Annotated in this window: 18 protein-coding genes and 1 pseudogene; 7 read left to right on the top strand and 12 right to left on the bottom strand. The window is 47.9% G+C overall.

Annotated features, from left to right (window positions below):
* Positions 1-18: 18 nt before the first annotated feature.
* Entirely contained in the window at positions 19-732 is a 714-nt protein-coding gene (locus H6F91_RS01005) for a Crp/Fnr family transcriptional regulator (RefSeq protein ID WP_190775301.1), read from the bottom strand.
* A gap of 325 nt (positions 733-1,057) precedes the next feature.
* Here H6F91_RS01005 and H6F91_RS01010 point away from each other — a divergent pair, with 325 nt between their 5' ends.
* Together H6F91_RS01010 and H6F91_RS01015 are read left to right on the top strand one after the other, a co-directional pair.
* A complete protein-coding gene (locus tag H6F91_RS01010) occupies positions 1,058-1,960 on the top strand; it encodes a protein-glutamate O-methyltransferase CheR (RefSeq protein WP_190775300.1) in 903 nt (300 codons plus the stop codon).
* A gap of 317 nt (positions 1,961-2,277) precedes the next feature.
* Positions 2,278-3,258, top strand: a complete 981-nt coding sequence (locus H6F91_RS01015; protein ID WP_190775299.1) for an aldo/keto reductase — start codon at positions 2,278-2,280, stop codon at positions 3,256-3,258.
* Between the two features lie 239 nt (positions 3,259-3,497).
* Here the strand turns inward: H6F91_RS01015 and H6F91_RS27740 are convergent, their stop codons facing one another.
* Positions 3,498-3,782: an HNH endonuclease gene (locus H6F91_RS27740; protein WP_190775298.1), complete on the bottom strand. Its 285-nt coding sequence runs from the start codon at positions 3,780-3,782 to the stop codon at positions 3,498-3,500.
* A 465-nt stretch (positions 3,783-4,247) separates the two neighbouring features.
* Here H6F91_RS27740 and H6F91_RS01025 point away from each other — a divergent pair, with 465 nt between their 5' ends.
* From H6F91_RS01025 to H6F91_RS01035, 3 genes are read left to right on the top strand one after another with little or no spacing between them, the layout of a single operon-like run.
* Positions 4,248-5,573 carry an NAD(P)/FAD-dependent oxidoreductase gene (locus H6F91_RS01025; protein WP_190775297.1) on the top strand — a complete coding sequence of 442 codons (1,326 nt, stop codon included), beginning with the start codon at positions 4,248-4,250 and terminating at the stop codon, positions 5,571-5,573.
* A 50-nt stretch (positions 5,574-5,623) separates the two neighbouring features.
* The gene (locus H6F91_RS01030; RefSeq protein WP_190775296.1) at positions 5,624-5,845 is read left to right on the top strand and encodes a hypothetical protein; all 222 of its coding nucleotides are present in this window, start codon (positions 5,624-5,626) and stop codon (positions 5,843-5,845) included.
* 20 nt (positions 5,846-5,865) lie between these two features.
* Positions 5,866-6,009, top strand: coding sequence for a hypothetical protein (locus tag H6F91_RS01035; RefSeq protein WP_190775295.1), 144 nt, complete (start codon positions 5,866-5,868; stop codon positions 6,007-6,009).
* A 126-nt stretch (positions 6,010-6,135) separates the two neighbouring features.
* On the opposite strand, the gene H6F91_RS28465 is transcribed toward H6F91_RS01035, so the two are convergent.
* The 5 genes and pseudogenes from H6F91_RS28465 to H6F91_RS01060 form a co-directional block, all read right to left on the bottom strand.
* Positions 6,136-8,508 carry a DUF3604 domain-containing protein gene (locus tag H6F91_RS28465; RefSeq protein WP_190775294.1) on the bottom strand — a complete coding sequence of 791 codons (2,373 nt, stop codon included), beginning with the start codon at positions 8,506-8,508 and terminating at the stop codon, positions 6,136-6,138.
* Between the two features lie 21 nt (positions 8,509-8,529).
* On the bottom strand, positions 8,530-9,396 hold the full coding sequence (gene cysW / locus H6F91_RS01045) for a sulfate ABC transporter permease subunit CysW (protein ID WP_190775293.1): 867 nt from the start codon (positions 9,394-9,396) through the stop codon (positions 8,530-8,532).
* Positions 9,386-10,252 carry a sulfate ABC transporter permease subunit CysT gene (gene cysT, locus H6F91_RS01050; RefSeq protein ID WP_347279993.1) on the bottom strand — a complete coding sequence of 289 codons (867 nt, stop codon included), beginning with the start codon at positions 10,250-10,252 and terminating at the stop codon, positions 9,386-9,388. Before cysT ends, cysW begins: the two co-directional genes overlap by 11 nt.
* Positions 10,253-10,256: 4 nt before the next feature.
* Positions 10,257-11,390, bottom strand: coding sequence for a sulfate ABC transporter substrate-binding protein (locus H6F91_RS01055; RefSeq protein WP_242035572.1), 1,134 nt, complete (start codon positions 11,388-11,390; stop codon positions 10,257-10,259).
* 767 nt (positions 11,391-12,157) lie between these two features.
* A pseudogene (locus tag H6F91_RS01060) lies at positions 12,158-12,340 on the bottom strand (biotin/lipoyl-binding protein); the annotation flags it as partial.
* Positions 12,341-12,355: 15 nt separating this feature from the next.
* Between H6F91_RS01060 and H6F91_RS27750 the strand changes: the two are divergent.
* Positions 12,356-12,415: a hypothetical protein gene (locus H6F91_RS27750; RefSeq protein ID WP_347279994.1), complete on the top strand. Its 60-nt coding sequence runs from the start codon at positions 12,356-12,358 to the stop codon at positions 12,413-12,415.
* 628 nt (positions 12,416-13,043) lie between these two features.
* On the opposite strand, the gene H6F91_RS01070 is transcribed toward H6F91_RS27750, so the two are convergent.
* Positions 13,044-14,276, bottom strand: coding sequence for an aminotransferase class V-fold PLP-dependent enzyme (locus H6F91_RS01070; RefSeq protein WP_190775292.1), 1,233 nt, complete (start codon positions 14,274-14,276; stop codon positions 13,044-13,046).
* Between the two features lie 180 nt (positions 14,277-14,456).
* Entirely contained in the window at positions 14,457-15,272 is an 816-nt protein-coding gene (gene nudC / locus H6F91_RS01075; protein ID WP_190775291.1) for an NAD(+) diphosphatase, read from the bottom strand.
* A 162-nt stretch (positions 15,273-15,434) separates the two neighbouring features.
* Here nudC and H6F91_RS01080 point away from each other — a divergent pair, with 162 nt between their 5' ends.
* Positions 15,435-15,830 (top strand): barstar family protein, encoded by a 396-nt coding sequence (locus H6F91_RS01080; protein ID WP_190775290.1) that lies wholly within the window; start codon positions 15,435-15,437, stop codon positions 15,828-15,830.
* On the opposite strand, the gene H6F91_RS01085 is transcribed toward H6F91_RS01080, so the two are convergent.
* The 3 genes from H6F91_RS01085 to H6F91_RS01095 all read right to left on the bottom strand — a co-directional run bounded on the left by H6F91_RS01085 (position 15,831) and on the right by H6F91_RS01095 (position 20,902).
* Positions 15,831-17,234: a cytochrome P450 gene (locus H6F91_RS01085; protein WP_190775289.1), complete on the bottom strand. Its 1,404-nt coding sequence runs from the start codon at positions 17,232-17,234 to the stop codon at positions 15,831-15,833.
* A 291-nt stretch (positions 17,235-17,525) separates the two neighbouring features.
* Positions 17,526-17,828, bottom strand: coding sequence for a hypothetical protein (locus H6F91_RS01090; protein ID WP_190775288.1), 303 nt, complete (start codon positions 17,826-17,828; stop codon positions 17,526-17,528).
* 281 nt (positions 17,829-18,109) lie between these two features.
* Positions 18,110-20,902 carry a hybrid sensor histidine kinase/response regulator gene (locus H6F91_RS01095; protein WP_199307568.1) on the bottom strand — a complete coding sequence of 931 codons (2,793 nt, stop codon included), beginning with the start codon at positions 20,900-20,902 and terminating at the stop codon, positions 18,110-18,112.
* Positions 20,903-21,121: the final 219 nt, after the last annotated feature.

Raw genomic sequence — 21,121 nt, forward strand, 5'->3', positions numbered from 1 at the left:
GCTAAAGCTTAAGCACGTTTAGGATACTTTCTTATCCGGGGCTCCCAGCAAACGCTTATATTCATCTTTAACGGTATGAAAACACTCACAGGCAAAGGCTTCTAACCCAGGTTGATCCAAAATATGGATGTGGCCCCGATTGTAGTGAATTAACTTCCTCTCCTGAAGCTTTTGAGCTGTTTGAGTGACTCCAGCACGGCGTACCCCTAGCATGTCAGCCATAAACTCTTGCGTCAGTTCCAGTTCGTCTGTCTCAACCCGACTATGCACCTCCAACAGCCAGCGAGCTAACCGCTGATCTATCTTATGGAGACTATTGCAGGCCGTGGTTTGTGAAATTTGAGCCAGCAGGGCCTGGGTGTAGCGCAGCATTACAGCGCGTAGTTCCTTATTATGATCGAACTCTTCCCGCAGGATCTGAGCATCGATCTTCATAGCGCTACCTGGAATTTGCACAATGTAGGTCGTTTGGGTGGTTTCCCTGCCCCCCATAAAGGCATTCACACCAATGACTTCTTGTTTACCCACTAGCCCTGTTTCAGCTGTTGTGCCATCTCGCATCGTAATGGTGATTGACAGAACACAATCGAGCGGAAAATAAAGGTTTTCAATCTCATCCCCTGGATTGTGCAGACGCTCGCCGCGCTCCAAGGAAATCCGTTTCAGGGCTGGCCTGAGCTTTTCAGACAGGTTTGGAGGAAAGGCATTAAGCAAGTCATTCTGGGGAGCCATAGCACGGATTGCAAGCTATGGCCGCAGTCTACCGGATAATACGTAAAAGGGTCTCATACACAAGTCATAAAGTTACTCAAGTCTAGGGTGTACTTTCAAAGCCCCGTTTCTGAGTGGAGTTAGGGTAGGGGATGTAGAACTGCAGTTCTACATCCCCTACCCTAACTCCACTCAGAATTACCTCAAAGCTTTTCGGAAAGGCGGTTTCACGCATCGCTTGAGCGCTCTTATGTACGGAACAGGACAGACCGCTTCATTGAATAACGTCTATTTATAGAGAAGGGAATTGATTGGGTTAAGTAGGTGTCTGGCTGAGTTCTGTTTCATGCTTGATTTCCCTTCTGCTAATACTTCTACACCATTGCTAGAAGCCACTGAATTAGAGCATTTGCTAGGTCATCTCAAGCAAGCCTCGCAAATTGACCTGACGGGCTATAAGCGTTCTAGCCTCCTGCGGCGAACTCAAATGCGGATGCAGCGCATTGGCGTGAAGAATTATCAGAACTATCTTGATCACTTGCAGCAGCAACCGGATGAAGTTCAGCATCTTTTAGATACTATTCTGATTAACTACACGTATTTCTTTCGGGACCCCTTTGTTTGGAATTACTTAGCCAATCACCTCATTCCGCAGATTGTTGCGAATAAAGCACCAGATCAGCTAATCCGGGTTTGGAGTGCAGGGTGTGCGTCCGGCGAGGAGACGTATTCGCTGGCAATGATGCTAATAGAAATACTGGGGGTAGAACAATTTCAGCAACGGGTACGAATTTGGGGAACTGATGCGGATCCAGATGCTATTCTGCAAGCCCGTCAGGGTTACTATCTGGATCACGGGATAGAAGCAGTTCCGGAAGTTCTAAGAGAGAAGTATTTTGAGCGTAGGGGCGATCGCCACTACTGGCGGTCAGATTTCCGTCGCTCTATTACCTTTCAGCTCCACAACTTAATTCAAGAACCTCCCCTACCCAACATTGATTTGCTCGTCTGCCGCAATACACTTATGTATTTCACGCCGGAAACCCAACTCCGGACACTGATTCGCTTTCATTTCGGTTTGGAGCAGAGCGGTTATCTTCTGTTGGGACAGTCGGAGAACCTGGTAACGTGTTCTCACGCTGCGTTATTTACCTCAATTGATAAGCAAGTCAACGTATTTACAAAAGTGCTAGATGCTCATCGGGATAGACGTTTACTCCCCTTGGCTTTTACTCCTTTAAGTCTGTAGTCATATTTCAAACCTGCGGATATATGGAAAAGGCGCACGAAGTGCGCCTTTTCCATATATCCATAGACCCAGATTGAATAGCCTGAGTTCGGGTTAAGGACGTTTTCAAGTGCCGCGCAACGCGCGGCACTTGAGGTGCTCATTTTGGCGTGCGCTTCGCGCACGCCAAAATGAGCACCTCAGCTTATCCCAAACTGAGGTTGAATACTGACTGCAAAGGTGATTTAGAGAATGGCAGACCTGCAGTCGGCAATCCAAAGACACGAAGTTCTGTCGGGCGGCTACAGTGTTGATATTCTCTTCGGGCAGCATCCTTTATGAAATACATCCGGCTGGGCAGCACTGGACTGAAGGTTTCCCGCATTTGCTTAGGGACGATGACCTATGGCAACCCCAAATGGCGCGAATGGGTTTTGTCAGAAGATGAAAGCCGACCTTTTATTGTGCGATCGCTAGAAGCTGGCATCAATTTCTTTGACACGGCAGACATCTATTCTAAAGGTGAGAGTGAAGCCGTTCTAGGACGCGCGCTAAAGGATTTTGCCAAACGCGAGCAAGTGGTGATCGCAACGAAGGTCTTTAACCGCATGAGTAATGACCCAAATGATCGCGGCCTATCGCGCAAACATATCTTTGATAGTATCGATGCTTCTTTGCAACGGTTACAAACCGATTATGTAGACCTCTACCAGATTCATCGTTGGGATAATGAAACGCCTATTGCGGAAACGCTGGAAGCTCTACACGATCTGGTGAAAGCAGGCAAAGTCCGATATATCGGAGCATCCAGCATGTATGCCTGGCAATTTGCGAAAGCGTTGTATCTGGCAGATTTGCACGGCTGGACTCGCTTTGTTTCAATGCAAAATCACTACAACCTGGTCTACCGGGAGGAAGAACGAGAGATGCTGCCACTGTGCCGGGAAGAAGGGATTGGAGTAATTCCCTGGAGCCCACTGGCACGAGGATTTTTGGCAGGCAATCGGCAGAAGGAAACCAAGGGAGACACCGTTCGAGCAAAGACCGATGATTTTGCCCATCAGCTTTACTATCAAGATTCTGATTTTCAGGTTGTCGATCGCGTGGTTGAGCTAGCCCAACAGCGTGGCGTGGCTCCCGCTCAAATTGCTCTAGCATGGCTGCTCCATCAACCTACAGTCACGGCTCCTATTATCGGAGCGAGCAAGATGAATCACTTAGAAGATGCCTTGTCAGCCTTGAAAATTGAGTTAACTGAAGCAGAATGTCAACGGCTAGAGGAGCCATACCAACCCCATCCGGTGTTGGGGCATCGCTGATTTCTGGCTTATTTCTGCTAAAGAAAGACATTAATGTAGTGATGCGGTGTAACGTACCGCATTACTGCATAGTATGGTTCTTTAATGAGAGATTACAGTATTGTGGCGATCGCTCTACCCACGCACTCAAAGCAGCCTTTCTAAAGCAATTGGGTGAGTTGAAGCCGCGAAACTCACAACTTCAGTTCACCGCGACAGATTGCCAATCTGGAACTGGTTTCAACTGCTTTCGACGAGTTTTACCGCTTTCGGTCGATTTTGACTCGTTTATTAGGGTCTTGCTTGTGAACCCAGGCTAAGAATTTTTGCAGCTGCGGGTCTTGTTGTAGCTTTTTCAGCGTGTTTAAGTGCAACGCCAAGTGGGAATTGTCGTAAAAAGTATGGATTTGACGGTGGCAGGCAGCGCAGATTTGAATGGTAGGGCTAGGGTCGAGACCCTTACGTTTGGTCTTTTGACGGGGAATCAGGTGGTGCTCTGTGAGAGTGGGCATCTCTCGGTGGCAGAGTTCGCAGGCTTGCGGCATCGCTTAGAAATAGGTAAGTAAGGGAATAAGTTTAAATAGATGAGGCAGTTTAGAATAAACGCTCATTCTTTATTGAATAGTGGTTATTTGTCCCTAAAAGTCTAAACCGTTGAATTTATCAATTCTAGAAAATGAGACACTCCATTCGTTTTTTCATTTCCTACACCAAATTTTTTAAGCACGCACTAAGTTATTCCTTTGGGATGAATCTTTTCTAAAGCGAATAGATTACGGATATTGTGTGTAAATATTGGGCGGAGGCTCGCATACACTAAAAGTAACAGCAACTGACCCAGAGGTTAATTCTGGCACAGAAAAATCATATTTCTATTGTTAACATCATGTGGGATAACAGTTTCCAAATCGATTTAAGAGTTTTGTAAAAGCTGTTACAAAGTAAGAGATGAATTGTCTGTAAAAACTAAATTTGCTCTCAATAATCCTATTGATAGATGGATGCCTGAAATGGAACAGTTGGTGACCTCAAATGCAGACCGTAATTCCGCTCCTCACCGCGTTGTGATTGTTGGAGGTGGATTTGGTGGCTTATATGCTGCTAAGGCACTGGGGCGTTCTAAGCAGATTGAGATTACGTTGATCGACAAACGCAACTTCCATCTTTTTCAACCGTTACTTTACCAGGTTGCCACAGGAAAACTTGCACCTGGAGACATTTCATCTCCCCTACGGGCGATCCTCAGCCATTATCGGAATGTCAAAGTGCTGATGGACGAAGTAATAGACATTAAACCTGAGCAGCATCAGGTCGTTTTACCAACCAGAACCTTGCCTTATGACACCTTAATTGTCGCAACAGGTGTCAGTCACCATTATTTTGGTCAGGATCAATGGGCAGAGGTAGCACCTGGGCTCAAGACCGTTGAAGATGCGATCGAAATGCGGCGACGGATTTTTCGAGCATTTGAGTTTGCTGAAAAAGAAACTGACCCAGAAAAGCGTCAGGCCTGGTTAACATTTGTCGTCGTGGGGGCGGGTCCTACCGGTGTAGAGCTAGCTGGAGCCTTGGGAGATTTAGCGCACCACGCGTTAAAACATGACTTTCGCAGCATTGATACAAGGGAAACTCGAATCTTCCTGCTGGAAGGTGTTGATCGGGTTTTACCGCCTTACCCACCTGATCTTTCAGCCGTTGCTGCAAAATCTTTAGAAGATTTGGGAGTTACGGTTCAAACTCAGTCTTTGGTCACAGGAATTACAGAGGATGCGGTTACGGTTCGCCAGGGCGAACAAACGGAAACAATCCCAACAAAAACAGTGCTCTGGGCCGCAGGTGTTCGCGCTTCAGGTATGGGTAAAGTGTTAGCCGAGCGGGCAGGTGCAACGCTCGATCGCGTAGGACGAGTGATCGTCAATCCTGATTTAAGCGTGCCAGGACAACCTGATATTTTTGTGGTCGGTGATTTGGCCAATTACGCTCATCAGGGTGACCAACCTTTACCGGGGATAGCCCCTGTCGCTATGCAGGAGGGTGCTTATGTTGCTAAGTTGATTCGGCGTCGTTTGCGAGGGCAAGAACCCCTTCCCTTCCACTATTCTAATGTCGGTAGCTTAGCGGTGATTGGGCAGAATGCTGCTGTGGTTAACCTGGGCTGGTTAAAACTCTCTGGGTTTATAGCTTGGCTAATTTGGGTATTTGCCCACATTTACTACTTAATTGAGTTTGACAATAAGTTAATTGTCATGATCCAGTGGTTCTGGAATTACTTCAGCCGTAAAGGGGGCTCCCGCCTAATTACGCAGGAGGAAGTCACATTGGTTCATTCGGAGTGATGGGTTTTTCTGCCGCTTGACAGCAGGAAAATTACGCTTCTGAGCTTCCTATGCTGTTTTGCCTGACATGCGCGATCGCAGATCTGGACGTATATGTAATCGATCACGCCATATTGAAGGGGCAGCACCGCAAGGAGTCTGCCTGGTTTAGTGTGAGTGATTCGTTACCGCTGATTTCGGCCAGTGCAGAATGGGTTGCCCGTGCTACGATCGCTGCTCTCCGGCGAGGCGATGCGGAAGTGATTGTGCCGTCTGATGGGGCAGAACAGTAATGGGTTGCCGCAGCTCCCAAATGACTGACGATTGGGTGAAAGGTGATTTTGATAATAAAGCACGCCCCAGTATTTCTGCCTGGTTAAATACCCATCCGGCAGTCAAGTGGGGAGCGATCGCCATGCTAGATGTCGTCGCATTGAGTGCGACGCAACTTCTTTAACCTCCATTGGAAGCAAGTGAACTATCCGGGTAATTGCCTTCGCAAGCGGCTAGGGTGCATGTTGAATGGCGTGGGGTGCTTCGCATCCCACACCATTTAATGTAGATTGATTTCTGCTGTGCAGTGCTAGGACGAAAAGCCTTCAAATGTGATGAATAATGGGCTTGTCCAAACTTTTGAATCATCAACCTGGCGACCTGATAGATAGATAGGGACAAAGCCATGGGGCCGAGATTGTGGCTCCAGAGTAAACTGGCCGCTGACATCGCGGGGCATTGGCTCGTTACTCACACGCTCTGCTGCCACAAAGAGTTCTGCACCACCCAATTCCTGGCGCAGGCTCCCTTGTGTCAGCAATTCCTGTCCCGTAAATTCCCAGGTGAATTCCGGACAGTGGATATAGGGATTTGGCTTCAGCGGGCTACCCACCTTCGTATAGCTGCCAATTTGGAGATGCAGGTGAAAACGCGCGTGGAGCAAATCTGATAGTTCTAATTCAATCGCATCGCTATCTCCGTAAGTATCTGAACGGAACTCCAGTTTTAACGGGCTGGCTCGTCTCACATATTCCTCTGGATGCTCCAGCCCGTAGGCTTGGTAGCTTTGCACAAGAGTATTGGAGTACTCTAAGACACCGTGCCATTCTGCCCAACGATAGCGGTCTTTAATCCGCGCACCGCCCCAGCGAAGCCGAATGCGGTTGGGCGAGTAGCCTGACTCTGCTTGAAGATTTCGGCTCCACAGCAAGCCTGTATCGGTATACGCGGCGATTTCATCCCAACCGCTACTGCCTAGAAATCGATACTGAATGTCGACAGAACCGGATGCTGTAAACTCATCCCCTTGAATATGGGAACCAGACCAGAGCAACCCAACCAGGCGATCGCCCGTCGTCGCCCAGGTATGTCGGGAACGTAGGGCCTGATTGACGGCAGATTTTGTCAGAGATGGAGCAATCACCCCCGTTAGTCCTCCGTTCACACCAAACACAGCCGTACCAGGCACACCGCCCCCACATCGTCCTCGATGTTCATCCCCGTTGGCAGACACCCCAACCTTATAACCCCGACGAATCGCATCTTGATAAAACCAGGGGAAATGCCCCCATGCAGAACCAATCTCAATCAACCTTTCTAAACGGGGATGATGCCAGTCCAGAATGGCGCGACGTCCGCCCACGTGGGGAATGAGCAAATGTTGGTCGGGATCATGAATATAAGCTGCAAATAACCGATCCACAGGCCAGGCACCGGGGACTAACTCCTGCCCTTTCATATCCTCATTCCACTCAAACGATCGCACCTGCCTCCCCTGCTCATCGTGAGGGAATTTCACATCATTGCCCAGGAAGATGACGTTGCGATCGCCCCCCGCCGCTGAATTTCCGCACCACTCTGTGCCGGGATAGCAGAGAAATTGGCCTTCCTCGGTAATCTCCCGGCATTGTTTAACATCATCCTGCCAGCGTTCCTTTGTGATGTTAAAGTCATTCGCGGTGTAACCCAGAATGTCTAATCCCGCAACATCTCGGCCGTAGGCAAAGTTGTATTCTGTACTATTGGTTCCAACCGTGTTGTTGGAATGCACATGCAGATCCGCAAAAAACGCCCGTGGGTAATCCAGATCAGGTTCGACAGTGACGGGTGTGAGATGGCTTTGCAAATCACTTCCCACCAGGGTTGCCTGGAATAATGTTTCTGCGATCGTGTCCAGAGTTAGGTCTGTTTTGGTCACGGCCCATCCCTGTTCGGGTAGGGTAAGCGATCGCTCAACAACCGCTCCAGAAGCGCTCTTTTGGGCTAACTTCAGAGTTTGGCCCAGGTTCCAGCAGGTATTGCCCCAACGGTCTTCGGCTCGAATTCTCAAGGGGAAAGATGTTCCCGCCTTCACCAAGCGAGGGCTAACAATCGTCAGTTTCTCAGGCGCACCCGGAACAATATCCAGCACTACATCTCCGGGAATGGCGGCAAAGCGAGACGTGCCAACGGGGTCAATGTAAGCCCGAAATCGGAACCCCTCTTCCACAAAGGTTTGGATGCGAGTTCCTGGGCCTCCAGCACGGCGATCGCCTAGACGAATGAGAATGCGATCGCCCGGTTTTAGATAACCATCGACAATATCGACAATGATCGCCTTCTGGAAAGGACGTTCATGCCCCTTCTGGTCAAAACGAACCTTGAGGGACTGTACCGTTGCTGGGCTTTCCCCGGGCAGAGTGGGCCGTGCCTGATACTCTGCCGATAAATAGTTGGCCGCCGCTGGGTCTTCTGTTTGAAACAACCCCCAGTCGGAATAGAACTTGAAGGTCACTTTAATCCAGGCACCATCGGCAATACCAGAAGCGCCAACTTCATAGTCAAGGAGAATTTCTTGCCAGCTCCCCGCTTCAAGGGTGTGAGCAGAACAGCGCAACTGCCCCAGAAAAGGGAGTGTGCTGACGTACTCCAAATATCCCTGGGGGTGAGCATAGTCTCCCAGGCAGTTTAGGGTTTCGTCCACAGTATTGATCCTCAGGTGAGATTAGTGTTTGGATGACGTTTTTACTTTGTCAGTCATCCGTAAGAGTTCTTGAACAAAAAGGGTCAGCAATGCCAGAAGTGCAAGCAGCGAAGCACAGGCAAAGGCCGCAACCGTTTGATACTCGGTATAAACCTGTTCAATGTGTAGTGTGAGCGTATTGGTTTCCCCAATTAACTTCCCGGAGATAACAGAAACCGCTCCAAATTCCCCGATCGCCCGAGACGTACAGAGAATGACTCCATAAAACACAGCCCAACGGATCGAAGGAAAGGTAACACGCCAAAAGGTCTGCCAGGCATTGGCTCCCAGGGTTTGCGCGGCTTCTTCCGCTTCTATACCCATGGCTTGAAAAACAGGTAACACTTCCCGCGCCACAAAAGGTAACGTCACAAATAACGTTGTGAGTATCATCCCAGGTAACGCAAAAATTACTTTTAGGTTGATAGCTTCAACCCAGCTTCCAAAAAGACCAACTGTAGGGCTGTAAAGCAGGATAAACATTAACCCCACGACCACTGGTGAAATGGCAAGGGGTAGATCCAGCAATCCAATCAACAACACCTTTCCTGGGAATGGGTAGCGTGCCAGAATCCAGGCGATCGCAATCCCAAAAAAGGTGTTGATGGGAACTGAGGCAAGCGCAATAGTTAGTGTGAGGGCGATCGCATGTTGTGCCTCAGGCGTTGTAATACCTTGCCAATAAGCTGTCACACCACTGGCAAAGGCCTGATAAAACACCGTTAGCAGGGGAAAGAGAACGACGATGGCTAAAAAAGACAATCCCAAGCTAATCAGCAGGTAACGCCCCCAGGGAATCTGGGGTAAGCGCAGAGTGATCTGCCTGGTTTGCGACAACTTAATGGTCATATCGTCGAGTCCACCATTGCAGCAGATTTGTACAGACCAGAATGACGAGTGAAACAAGCAGCAGCACAATGGCAATGCCCGTTGCTCCACTGTAGTCATACTCCTCTAAACGACGATAGATATAAACTGAACTGATCATCGTTTCGTAAGGAATATTGCCCGAAATTAATACAACGACTCCATACTCACCAACTCCCCGCGCAAAGGCCAGCGTAAAGCCTGTGAGAATTGCCGGAAGCAATTGGGGGAAGATGACCCGGCAGAAAACTTGGCGATCGCTGGCTCCTAACGTATGGGCGGCCTCCTCCACTTCGGGCTCAATGTCCATCAGAACGGGCTGTACAGTCCGTACCACAAAAGGTAGCGTCACGAAAACCTTAGCAAACACCACCCCTATGACAGATGAGGTCAAATTAATGGGTTGAACCCCTAATTGTTGCAGCCCATCCCCCAGAGCTGTTCCCGGATTCAGGTATTGCCCCAATATGCCATCTGGCCCATACAGAGAGAGCAGCGCAATTCCCGCCACTACCGCAGGCATGGCAAAGGGCAAATCAATCAACCCATCCGCAAACCGTTTACCCGGAAACTCATAGCGCACCAGAATCCAGGCAAGAATGACCCCAAACACGCTGTTGATCAGGGCAGCGAGAATAGCTGCTGAGAAAGATAACGTGTAGGCATCGATAGCAACGGGGGCCGTAATGACTTGCCACAACTCCTGCCAGGGACGCTTAGACGCTTGTAGAAAAATAACGCCTAACGGTAATAGCAGAATAAAGCTGAGGTAAGTGAGTACCAGCCCCGAAAATAATGCTCGACCTGCAATTTTGGGTGCAGATGTTGTGCGCATCATCATGTTACGGTTTGTTGGCGGCTTGAGCGGCGTCAAACAATCCCCCATCAGCAAACAATTTTGCGTTGACGGCTGACCATCCACCAAAGTCTGCAACAGTGTAGAGCTTATCTACTGGCTTATATTGACTAGACTTTGTCGCAGCAGCCTGCGAATCGATGGGGCGGTAGCCAGCCTGGGCAAAGATTTCTTGCCCTTTTGGGCTGAATAAGAACTGGGTAAAGGCCTCCGCAACTTCCCGAGTGCCGTTCTTATCAACCACTTTGTCGATAATAGTTACGGGGAAATCAACCTGAATATTCTGGGTTGGAACAACATAGGGATAATCATCTGGAATAGCATCATTTGTGAAAATGATTTCGTTTTCAAAAGTGACTAGAACATCACCAATCTGGTTCTTCACAAATGCGTCAGTGGCTTCCCGCCCACTGCTTACGAGTGTTTTGATATTCTTTGCGAAGCCAGCTAAATATTCGTTTGCAGCGGCTTCACCTTCTGCCTTTTCTACGGCACCGTAGCCCGCTAAAATTCCCCACCGGGCATTTCCGGATGTTTGAGGATTAATCGCTACAATCGATACGCCATCTTTAGCCAGGTCTTTCCAGCTGTTGATCTGCTTTGGATTACCAGGGCGTGTAACCAGGACCATGACCGTGCTGGCAGGAGAAGCCTGATTGGGTAAGCGCTTGCTCCAATCGGCTGAAACAAACCCTTTTTCAACCAGTGGGTCAACGTTACTCTGAATGTTCTGGGCGAGAATGTCAGCTTCTAACCCCCCTAAAACAGCACGGGTTTGAGCTCCCGAAGCTCCGTAAGATTCCTTGAATGTTACCTTTTGACCCGTTTTCTCTTGCCACTCCGTCTGAAATGCTGGAATGATCTTCGAGTAGAGCGGTTTTGCTACTCCATAGGACACCAGTGTTAACTCAACAGCGGCCGGCGCACCCGTAGTCTGGGGCTCAGATGATGTATTTTGTTCGGCCTGTTCAGACTGCTGAGATTGTGTACAAGCAGTCACTAAAAGACCTGCTGTAAACAGTGAAGCATACAGCACAGAGCGCCTTTTCATAATGATCCTGTCGATGAAGAAAGTTTTAGAGGTTCTCATGTGTATCACATTTAAACCTGCTTGAAACAAGATACACCGAAAACCCTACCGACAAACGTGTGTTTTGAAATATTTTAAGGTTATTGGGCGTGTGGCTGCTGTATCTGAAACTTCCCGAAAGATGAAAAATCACGAGGGCCAGGAGAAGGTGGCACTCGAAAACTCTCCCCTTTTTTAAGTAGAAATTTGGGGAGAAGTTTCAAATTGTTTGTGACAAAGAGTTGCTGAAAAGCTCTTCACGAAGGGCTTTTTTCAGAAAGCTAGGCTTTCGACTTCTTCAATTGTTAGCCAAATTACATCTGTAGCTCGCATGGAGTATGGCACGGATGGAATTCGATTTCAAGTGTTTTGGCAAAAAATGGCGGGTTTTATGAGGTAATGCTGACTTAGACTTAATTTGTCGTCAGATAAAAGAGTAAAACTGGTTAATATAAAGCGTGGAAGGCGATCGCGCCAATTCACGATGCTTGGATCGAGATAAATCTAAAAAGAACCTTAAGCGGTACGATTAATGAGTTCGCTCGGTTTAAACTTTTACTTATATCAAACGGGGCGAGTTCTATAAAAGCCCTGACTATAAGCCGGCCTGTGTTCGGTCTAATGCCTGCCAACTTTTTGAGGCAGGCATTTTGCCGTTGTGAACGTGTCCTCAACTGCGGTCCGTGTTGGTGTTTTAATCTGTGGATAGGGTGTGGTGCCTGCTCCTATATCGTCTCTTCCAAATCTTGGTAGAAGGTTTAACGACAATACCAGCGGACGTTGAACCTGCTGTTTTTGCGACGTTGCCTCAATTCGAATAGCTTGGCTAAGTTCGCTTCTTGCTGGGCTAGCTGAGCGCGAGTCTGCGTTAACTGACCCTGAAGGTTAGAGTCATCCATGTAAGCAACAATTTGGCATTGCTGCACGCGATCGCCCTCCTTCACCAACAACTGTTTCAAATACCCCAATGTCTTCGGGCTTCCGGATAATCGTTTCGGGGGGCCAGTAACCGCGAGATTGCTGAATCCCTTTTCATCTCAGAACGAACCTTAAAAACCATATCACGCATATCTTGAGCCCGTTGAATGTGCGCGATCGCCCCCAAGCCGCCATGTTTGCCAGCACCTTTCTGCCGCTACTGGGTAACAGTTAGAGAACTCAATCCCAATCCTTTGTGGGTCCAGTGAATTAGCAGCGGGAGGGTAAGAGGGGGCGCGATCGCTATGCTCTTCGTCTACTTTCCGGTTGTTTGAGGTGTAGAGCGGGGTTTTGCACTTTTGCCTTTGACATCGTGCTCAATGACAATTTGTTCCACCCTCCAACCGCTACTGTTGAGGAGCACAGTCATTCTCGTGGGCGAGTTAACCAGGTACTTCTGCGGCTCAACTCAGTTCTCGTAAGGCGGTGTCTTCTGCAAGGGTTAACTCGACTTGCAACGGAGCAGGCATTTTATGGCAGGGGTGATTAATGCTCTAACTATTTTATATCTTTCTATGACGACCTACTTACTAAGATTAGGTACAGCAGCAATTCTCAGCATGGGCATCAAAGCCAAGAGTTCACGCCCGTAGGGCGTGAACTCTTGGCTTTGATGCCCGAAAACCGCGCGCCAAAGGCGCGCGGTTTTCGGGCCTGATTTCAAAATGAGAATTGCTGTACTTAATCTGATGGAAAACGCTGTAGTTTTCAGAGATTTGATAGAAGCTAAAGCAATCTGGATCTCGATATTAAGACCTTCAAGGCATCTGCCAATCTCTCATAATGCTCAAAAGAATTATAGATTTGAGCAGAAATTCTTAAGAGCTTTTGGGATGGTTCTGGCCAGTCCATTATAGGAACTTCGATGTGGAATTCTCTAAATAATATCTCTTGCAAAGAAATAGTCTTTTCATTAAAAGCATAAGTATCTGCTAGTTTTGAAGGTAGGGGTATTGAGGCCATTGACCCAATTAACGTGTCTGGAGTTGGTACGGGTATTTCTAAAAAACGACATAGCATTTCTCTGACCTTTAAAGCCAAAGAATGGTTTTTTTGCATTAATTCTGCCCATCCTCCGGGCAGTAAGGAGCCCATAAACTTAATAGCTTCTGGCACACATAAATATGCAGTTGGATCATGAGTGCCAAGCCAATCAAACTCTAGACGAAAACGAGATCGATCTGTTCTGGGTGAATTAGCACCATGGCTAATAGATAGAGGACGCATGATTGTTTGTCTATCAGGTGCGATATAAAGGAATGCTGCACCCTTAGGTGCACACATCCATTTGTGACAATTTCCTGTGTAGTAAGTAGGCTTAATTTCATCAAGTTTTAACGGTAGAAGACCTGGAGCGTGAGCGCCATCGATCAAGCTGTCTATACCCCGTTGTGATAACTCGGCCACAAGTTGCTGAACTGGAAAAATTAATCCGGTCTGACTTGTTACATGATCCATCAATACCAAGCGAGTCTTCTTAGAAATTTTTTCCAAGATGGGTTGGATGATCTGATCACTTGACTCTAAGGGAAATGGAATATCGGCAACGATTAGGTTTACTCCCGATTGACTAGCAATAAAATCAGCAACATTGCGGCAAGCATTATATTCATGGTTTGTCAGCAATAGCTCATCACCGGCCTGAAATTTGATAGAACGCAAAACAGTATTGACCCCTGCTGTTGCATTGGGAACAAACGTCAAATTATCAGGAAGAGTACCGACAAAAGAAGCAAGCTCGCTGACTGCATTATCTAGTAGCCCCTCTAAATCATGGGCAAAAAACTTGACCGGCTCAGCTTCTAAACGCTGACGAATCTCAGTTTGTAAATTAAGAACAGGAATTGGACAAGCTCCAAATGAACCATGATTTAAATAAACGATTTCTGGATCTAGCAACCAATGTTTAGAATACTGGCTAACATCATTTAAAAGATGATTACTAGCAATCTTTTTCATGGTATGAAAGTCTCGTAAAAATATTTCTCAAGAATAATGGCTTTCTTGCGAATGAGCCACGATAACAATTCCAAATGTTTTTGAAAAATAGATGGGTACAGGCTACTTCTCAAAAACATTCTACAAATTATACAGGAATACAATAGTGCCCTTGGTGAATTAACATTTAAAGCAAACTAATTAGGGTTGGCCAACAAACCAGTCAATCAACTTGCGTGCAATACTAATGCTAGGCGGAATGATGGGAAGGTTGTATTTATGAAACCACGCAGCCACTTCTAGCTCCTGAGGGTCAATCTCAATTTCCCCATTTTCATACTCTGCGGTAAAGCCAACCATCAATGAATTGGGAAAGGGCCAGGGCTGTGAACCAAAATAGCACAGGTTCTTGATGGTAATCCCAACTTCTTCGTGCACTTCCCGCTTGATCGTGTCTTCCAAAGATTCTCCAGGTTCAACAAACCCAGCCACTAATCCATACATGCCTGCTGGAAAGTGAGGGGCGCGCGCTAATAAAAGTTCTTCCCCCCTGGCAATGAGCACGATCACCGCTGGCGACAGGCGCGGATAGTTGACTAACCCACAGTTGGGACAACGCTTGGCACGTTCGTCAGGCAGTTGAGTCATGCGAGCTGCACAATGCCCGCAAAACTGATGTGTTCGATCCCACTCTACAATCTGTACCGCACGACCACTCAGCGCAAATAGGTCATCATCGAGTATCCCAGACAACTCCCGCAATCCTTTCAGGATCATACCCTCAGGAATCTGGGCTTCCATGGGCAACTCCGCTGAATAACAGGGTTGGTTATCCAATGTACCGAGAAACTGAATGCGAACAGGTTCTAGTCCAATATCTGCCAGACTCATCAGGGAAGGAATGGGCTCCTGCCGCTGGCTTTGAACCAATAGCTTGCTACCACTAAACGCAAACCACCAACTGGGTTCAGTCTGCTCACTGGGAGGAGTAATACCTGGAGTGAAAATTCGAATCATAGTGGCGATAGTGCACAGTAGGTTAAAATTCAAACAATGAAGTATCCAGCTAACCTTCACTCAGATGACGCCAAGTCACTTCCATCATCAATTTAGGCATGGTTAGCAGACAATTAATAACTGTACTCTGGAAAATGATCTCATCGCCTTTCTGGAGAACTCGTGAAGCCAGAGTATGTCATTGATGGTCGTCGCACGACAACGCTAGAAGCTTTCTATCAAGAGATTGGACAAGTTCTGCTGGGAGGAAAGGCTTGGGACGAGAATTTGGATGCCCTTCCTCTCGTTCTGCGAGGTGATTACGGGCAATTGCCTGAAACGTTTCGGCTTGTGTGGCAAGAGGCCAGCTATGCTCAGTCAGCACTGGGCTATAACGAAACCGTTCGCCAGCTCCTGCAACGGCTACGAGATTGCCCCCCAACAGTCTTAATTAAGACGGCTTGGGCACTCCGGGCAGCACTGCGAGGGCAGGGGCCAACGGTATATGACTGGTTAGTAGAAATTATTCAAAGCCAGCCGAACGTGGAATTGGTACTGAATGAATTGGATGAACTGTGATTAGAGCGCTGCATGGCTAGACTGAGAAACAGTGCGACGCATGCTAGCTACTTTTATCTGGAAGCGATCTGAGGGGGCAACTGTTAGCCCCCGACGCATTGGGCGGATAGGTTTGGCGTTGACCAACGTCATTTCCAGGTTGGATATCAGTTGGAACAGTACCAACTTCATCTCAAACAGTGCAAAAGCCGACCCAATGCAGCGGCGATCGCCCCCACCAAACGGCAGATATTCATAGGGCGAGTATTGCCGTTCCAAAAAACGCTCAGGTCTAAACTGCTTCGGCTCCGGGTAGACGGCATCGCGGTGATGTGCCAGGTAGATAGACGGGATCACCACCGTACCCTCTTCTAACTCGTAGCCTGCAATTTTCATCGGTTGCTTGACTATCCGTGGAAATGCACCGATTGCAATCGGATATAAGCGTAAGGTTTCCTGACAGATGGCGCTCAGGTATGGGAGCCGAGCGATCGCAACTGGATCTGCATCCCCATCTACCCCATCCAGCTCTGCCAGCAGCTTAGCTCGCACGTCCGGCAGGTAGGCGATCCAGTACAAGGCCCACGCTAATGCAGAGGCCGTTGTTTCATGGCCTGCAAACAGCAACGTAATCAGCTCGTCTCGTAACTCGGCATCGCTCAGAGGTTGGCCTTCGGAATCACGGGCTGCCATCAACAACGCCAGGATATCGGTTCGATTGGCATCAGGATAAGCACGGCGCTCAGCGATCTCAGCATAGATCAGCTCATTCACCTGCTGCCGCAGTCGTAGAAAACGTCCCCAGGGGCTCCATTCCCCCCAGTCTTTCTGCAAAATTGGGTAGAACAGAAACATTGCACCCACTGGAGAACCAAACCCATCCAGCATCTGCGTGAGCTTCTGGCGCAACTGCTCATATCGCAGTCCCTCCTGGAGCCCAAACACAGCTTGCAAGATCACCTGTAAGGAAATGGCTTGCATGGCAGGCCGCACTGCAAAGATACTACCCGTATTCCATTGGCTCATTGTTTGAGTCGTAATGGACTGGATCACCTCAGCATAGGAACGCATGCGATCGCCATGGAAAGGCGGCATCAACAGTTGCCGTTGCCGTTGATGCGCTGCCCCTTCTAGCAGTACAATTCCGTGATCCCCTAGCAATTCTCTTAAAATCTGGTTCCCTCTCCCGGCACTTAGTTGCTCTGGTTTCGCCGTAAAAATTGCTTCCAGCGCTTCAGGGCTACTGAAATAAACCAGGGCAGGTTGGAAGTCGGGCTGGGATACGCGGTAATCGTCCCCGTACGCCTGATGGCGCGCTTCTAGGGTCTCAATCGGTTGAAACAGGAAGCGAAAGCCCCATAGACGACGCAGCCATGAAGGAGTTTTTGCAGGGCCGTTTAGCAATCGAGGAGAAGTGTTGACCATAATCCAGCAAATCTACATTTGGGACGTGCTTTAGGGCGATCGCCACCTCCTGAGTGTAGCAGGGCTAATCGCAGTCGGGTATCGAAAGCAAGATGAGTCTGAGTTGAGGAGGTTTCCAGTCATGAAATTACCTTCGTAATGCGGGGAAGTTCTTATCTGGAAATCTCCTAAGGAGATTTCCAGATAAGAACTTCCCCATTATTTGGAAAAAAGGCGCGGCGAAGCCGCGCCTTTTTTCCAAATAATGGGGATATTGTTTCCCAGAAATCTCCTAAGGAATATGCGATCGCCTCAGAGCCCCTGCACGAAATGCCTTCTTAAATGGTCAGGTAAAGCCTCAATTTTGGGATTTGCCCACTCAGGAAGTTCACCACGGCTCATCAGCATATCTACATCCACGTCCTGCCATGCAGCCGCCAGTAGGGGGAGCAATTGAGCTAATTCGTGGGCTGTAATCTTATCGGTCGGAGCAAATCTATACTTTTGTGGGTTTGGTTGTTCTGAGAAAATACCTGAAACCATCATTAAAACTGAGGGAGTATAGGGTTTTCCAATCGTACACAACAGTTCCGAAAAATCCAAATGGTGAATCAATAGACCTCCTGTATGAATCGGTTTTTGGGGGCGTGAATTGTTGAGCGGCGGAGCCGCTCAACAATTCACGCAGAAGGTCTAATATCTACGAAAACCTGTTTTCAAGGTTGTTTTCCATTCGCTTTGCGTTTAGAAAACAACCTTGAAAACAGGCTCTCCAAAACTCATAAAACAACGCCCAAAAAAGCCTTCAAGTCTCCTTCTAGGGGCAGTTTGAACCGTTGATTCGTGCATCTAGTGCATGGAAAATCAACTCTTAGTGGACCTTTTCAAACTGCCTCTCAGGTTGCAGCAATATAGGGCTGAATTAGGTTGGCGATCGCCTCATCCTCAAACTCCTCAGCCAATTGCAAAACCTTATCGGCAAACGCTCTATACCTGACATCACGCTCCTTAAGAAGGTTCGCTTCGGATTGGATATCTATCACATAGCCTGCCTGCGCGGCCCTATACAGATTGGTCAATTCTGCAGAGGATGGAATGGTCATCTCCGTAGAAGCCCCGCTAGCGCTCGGGGTAACCCCTTCATCTGCGTTAGCCTGGTAAGTCCATTGCAGTTGTAAGTGGTGTTCCAGTTGGTCGAGTAGTTCGGCGGCAGAGACGGGTTTGGGAAGGAAGTCGTCATAACCCGCGGCCAGGCTCTGCTGCCGATCAATGTTAGATACGCTGGCTGAAGATGCAATGATCGGCATATGGCGGAATGCTTCAGACTCGCGTAACAGTCGGGTCATCTCAAACCCATTCATAACCGGCATTGCCAGGTCAGCGATGATGAGATCAGGTTGAAACTCTTTGGTTTTATCCAGTCCCTCTTGCCCATTGCTCGCCTCTATCAAACTAAAACCAAGTGGTTCTAGTAGATTGACAACAACAGAACGATTTTCCCAGCGATCGTCAACAATCAAAATCTTACGCTGTTGGCCAACATATCCTTTGATTTTACCAATACTCGTTATGATATTGGATTCGATCCAATCCTCTGCCAATGGGCAAATGATCTCAAATTCAAATACGCTTCCGGCATTCAGTTTACTCTGTACCTGAATGCGGCTATTCATCAGTTCTACAATGGTTTGGCTGATAGCCAGTCCTAAGCCAGTTCCCTCAGTTTGTAGCTTTGCTTTTTCCGTTTGCTCAAAGGGTAGAAAAATCCGCTCCAAATGTTCAGAGGCAATGCCAGTGCCGGTATCCTGTACTATGAAATGAAGTTTTACAGTGGTCGGATCGGTAAAATTGGAGACGGCTTCAACCGCAAACGTAACGCTCCCCCTTGAGGTAAACTTAATCGCGTTACCGAGTAGATTAATCAAAACTTGCCGCAATCGCTTCTCGTCGGTTTTAATGCCAAGGGGCAAGTTCTCTGAAGGTTGATAGATAAACTTCAGTTTCTTTTGTTCTGCCTTAATTCGGCAGATTTCAACAACGCCCTGTAAAAAGGCAGGTAAATGAATAGAAACCGGAATCAGCTCTAGTTTTCTGGCTTCAATTTTTGAAATGTCCAACACATCATTAATCAGTGTTAATAGGTGGGAACCACACTGATAAATGATTTGAACATTATGGCGATCCTTCTCTACAACATTTTGTGAACACTGAAGAATTTGGGCATAGCCCAAAATACCGTTCAAAGGCGTTCTTAATTCATGACTGATATTGGCTAAAAATTCACTCTTAGCATGGTTCGCCGTATCAGCCGCTTCCTTGGCTTCTCTTAGTTCAGCAGTACGCTCTTCAACCCGATGTTCCAGTTCTTCGTTCGTCTTCTCCAACGCGGTGAAGGACTGTTGTAACTGCCCTGCCATCTGGTTAAAGGATTGGGACAGCTCGTCGAGCTCTTGAATCTGGCTGGCTTCAGTCACCTGTTGCATGTTTCCAGAGGCGATCGCCCGGCTCGCTCTATTCAACCGTGCAATAGGGCGAGTAATCCAACGTGCCGTTAACATCCCCATAGCGCTAGCGACACCTAGCGCTACGAAGCAGAGGAAGATGGTCGTGTGATTGTTTGCATTAATTTGTTCCATGAAGTCAGCCTCTGGAACGGTGACAATCACCAGCCAATCCAACCCCAGTTCATTCTGCAAAGGCGTTACTTTAATAAACTCCTTGTTCTTGCCAAAGTCAAACTGTATCTCCTGGCTGTCCTGGATGTTGGAGAAATTGCCAAACTTCTCCTGCAAGTGTTGAGCGGTTGCCTGAATTAACGGATCTGTACTATCTAGAACATTGAGCGGTTGCGCTTTACCCTCCTTCATCGTGAAGGGGTCTTGCTCAATAGAGTGAGCAATTAATGTCCCATCCCGTTCGATAATAAAAACTTTCCCCGATGGGCTAACCTTCAAGGTACTCAAAAAGTCGCTCACTTTATCCAGGAAAAGCTCAATGAGAAAAACACCTTTGAGTTTCTTGGAAGTGTCATAAATTGGTTGGCTTAAAGCCACGGCAACTACAGGGTCATTGGCCCAGATATAAGCGTCTCCCCAGACTGCTTTCCCTGCTGCGACAGGTTGCTTGTACCATATTTCTTCTCGGGGATTCCAGTTATCGTAAACTTTAACGACTTCGGAGCGATTTCCTAAATTGTCGGTGGCATAAGTCAAATTTCTACCACCCGTTTTAGCAGAAATCTCATCGATCGTAATTCCCTGGTCTTTCAGGAATGCACCGGCCCCAGCAAACTCACCCGTTGAGAGGGCGTAGCCAATATAGCTAATATCATCAAATGTCGTGGCCTGCTTCCAGAAATAGTGCCCTGCTCTAGCGTGGTCTTGTAGACTCATCTGGCCCAACTCAATAGCATCCAGATCCGTTTTGAGAACCTGTTGAGGAGTGGTTAGAAATTCGTCGAGGTGCTGTTCAACCAATCGTGAGTTCTTGTCAATGAGTTGCCCAGCAAGCTGATTGACGGCCTTCTGGCCATTTCTAAAGGAGAGCCACCCTGTTAAGCCTACTGCTGCAAAAATTTGGAGCAGAAACGGTACAACTAGAACGAGGTAGAGCGGTAATTTCTTAGAAGCTTTTGCAGCAGGAGTTGCCATAGTTTTGACTTGCAGGGACACACAGGGAGATCGGGTCATTGTTTAGATTTCCCAGATTTAGGAGCCCATTCACAACCTCTTTGCATTCCGCAAGAAAAGGGGGTGTATAGCTCTACTTGGATCTTTCACCTTTCTAGAACCAAAACCCAGAAGGGTAATTTTTCGTCACTCTGCAACAGAAAAATTACCCTTCCGCGAGCTGGAGAGGGGCTGCATCCCCCTGCTCAACTGAAGTTATCAAGTACTAAGGATTCACAA

Origin of the sequence: Leptolyngbya sp. FACHB-8, assembly GCF_014695575.1 — a bacterium.
Taxonomy (GTDB): domain Bacteria; phylum Cyanobacteriota; class Cyanobacteriia; order Elainellales; family Elainellaceae; genus Vacuolonema.

Coding starts and splice junctions, on each gene's coding strand:
- H6F91_RS01070 (WP_190775292.1), bottom strand. CDS start 14,276: ATGAAAAAGATTGCTAGTAATCATCTTTTAAATGATGTTAGCCAGTAT.
- nudC (WP_190775291.1), bottom strand. CDS start 15,272: ATGATTCGAATTTTCACTCCAGGTATTACTCCTCCCAGTGAGCAGACT.
- H6F91_RS01025 (WP_190775297.1), top strand. CDS start 4,248: ATGGAACAGTTGGTGACCTCAAATGCAGACCGTAATTCCGCTCCTCAC.
- H6F91_RS01015 (WP_190775299.1), top strand. CDS start 2,278: ATGAAATACATCCGGCTGGGCAGCACTGGACTGAAGGTTTCCCGCATT.
- H6F91_RS27740 (WP_190775298.1), bottom strand. CDS start 3,782: ATGCCGCAAGCCTGCGAACTCTGCCACCGAGAGATGCCCACTCTCACA.
- H6F91_RS01095 (WP_199307568.1), bottom strand. CDS start 20,902: ATGACCCGATCTCCCTGTGTGTCCCTGCAAGTCAAAACTATGGCAACT.
- cysT (WP_347279993.1), bottom strand. CDS start 10,252: ATGATGCGCACAACATCTGCACCCAAAATTGCAGGTCGAGCATTATTT.
- H6F91_RS01005 (WP_190775301.1), bottom strand. CDS start 732: ATGGCTCCCCAGAATGACTTGCTTAATGCCTTTCCTCCAAACCTGTCT.
- H6F91_RS01010 (WP_190775300.1), top strand. CDS start 1,058: ATGCTTGATTTCCCTTCTGCTAATACTTCTACACCATTGCTAGAAGCC.
- H6F91_RS01030 (WP_190775296.1), top strand. CDS start 5,624: ATGCTGTTTTGCCTGACATGCGCGATCGCAGATCTGGACGTATATGTA.
- cysW (WP_190775293.1), bottom strand. CDS start 9,396: ATGACCATTAAGTTGTCGCAAACCAGGCAGATCACTCTGCGCTTACCC.
- H6F91_RS01035 (WP_190775295.1), top strand. CDS start 5,866: ATGACTGACGATTGGGTGAAAGGTGATTTTGATAATAAAGCACGCCCC.
- H6F91_RS01085 (WP_190775289.1), bottom strand. CDS start 17,234: ATGGTCAACACTTCTCCTCGATTGCTAAACGGCCCTGCAAAAACTCCT.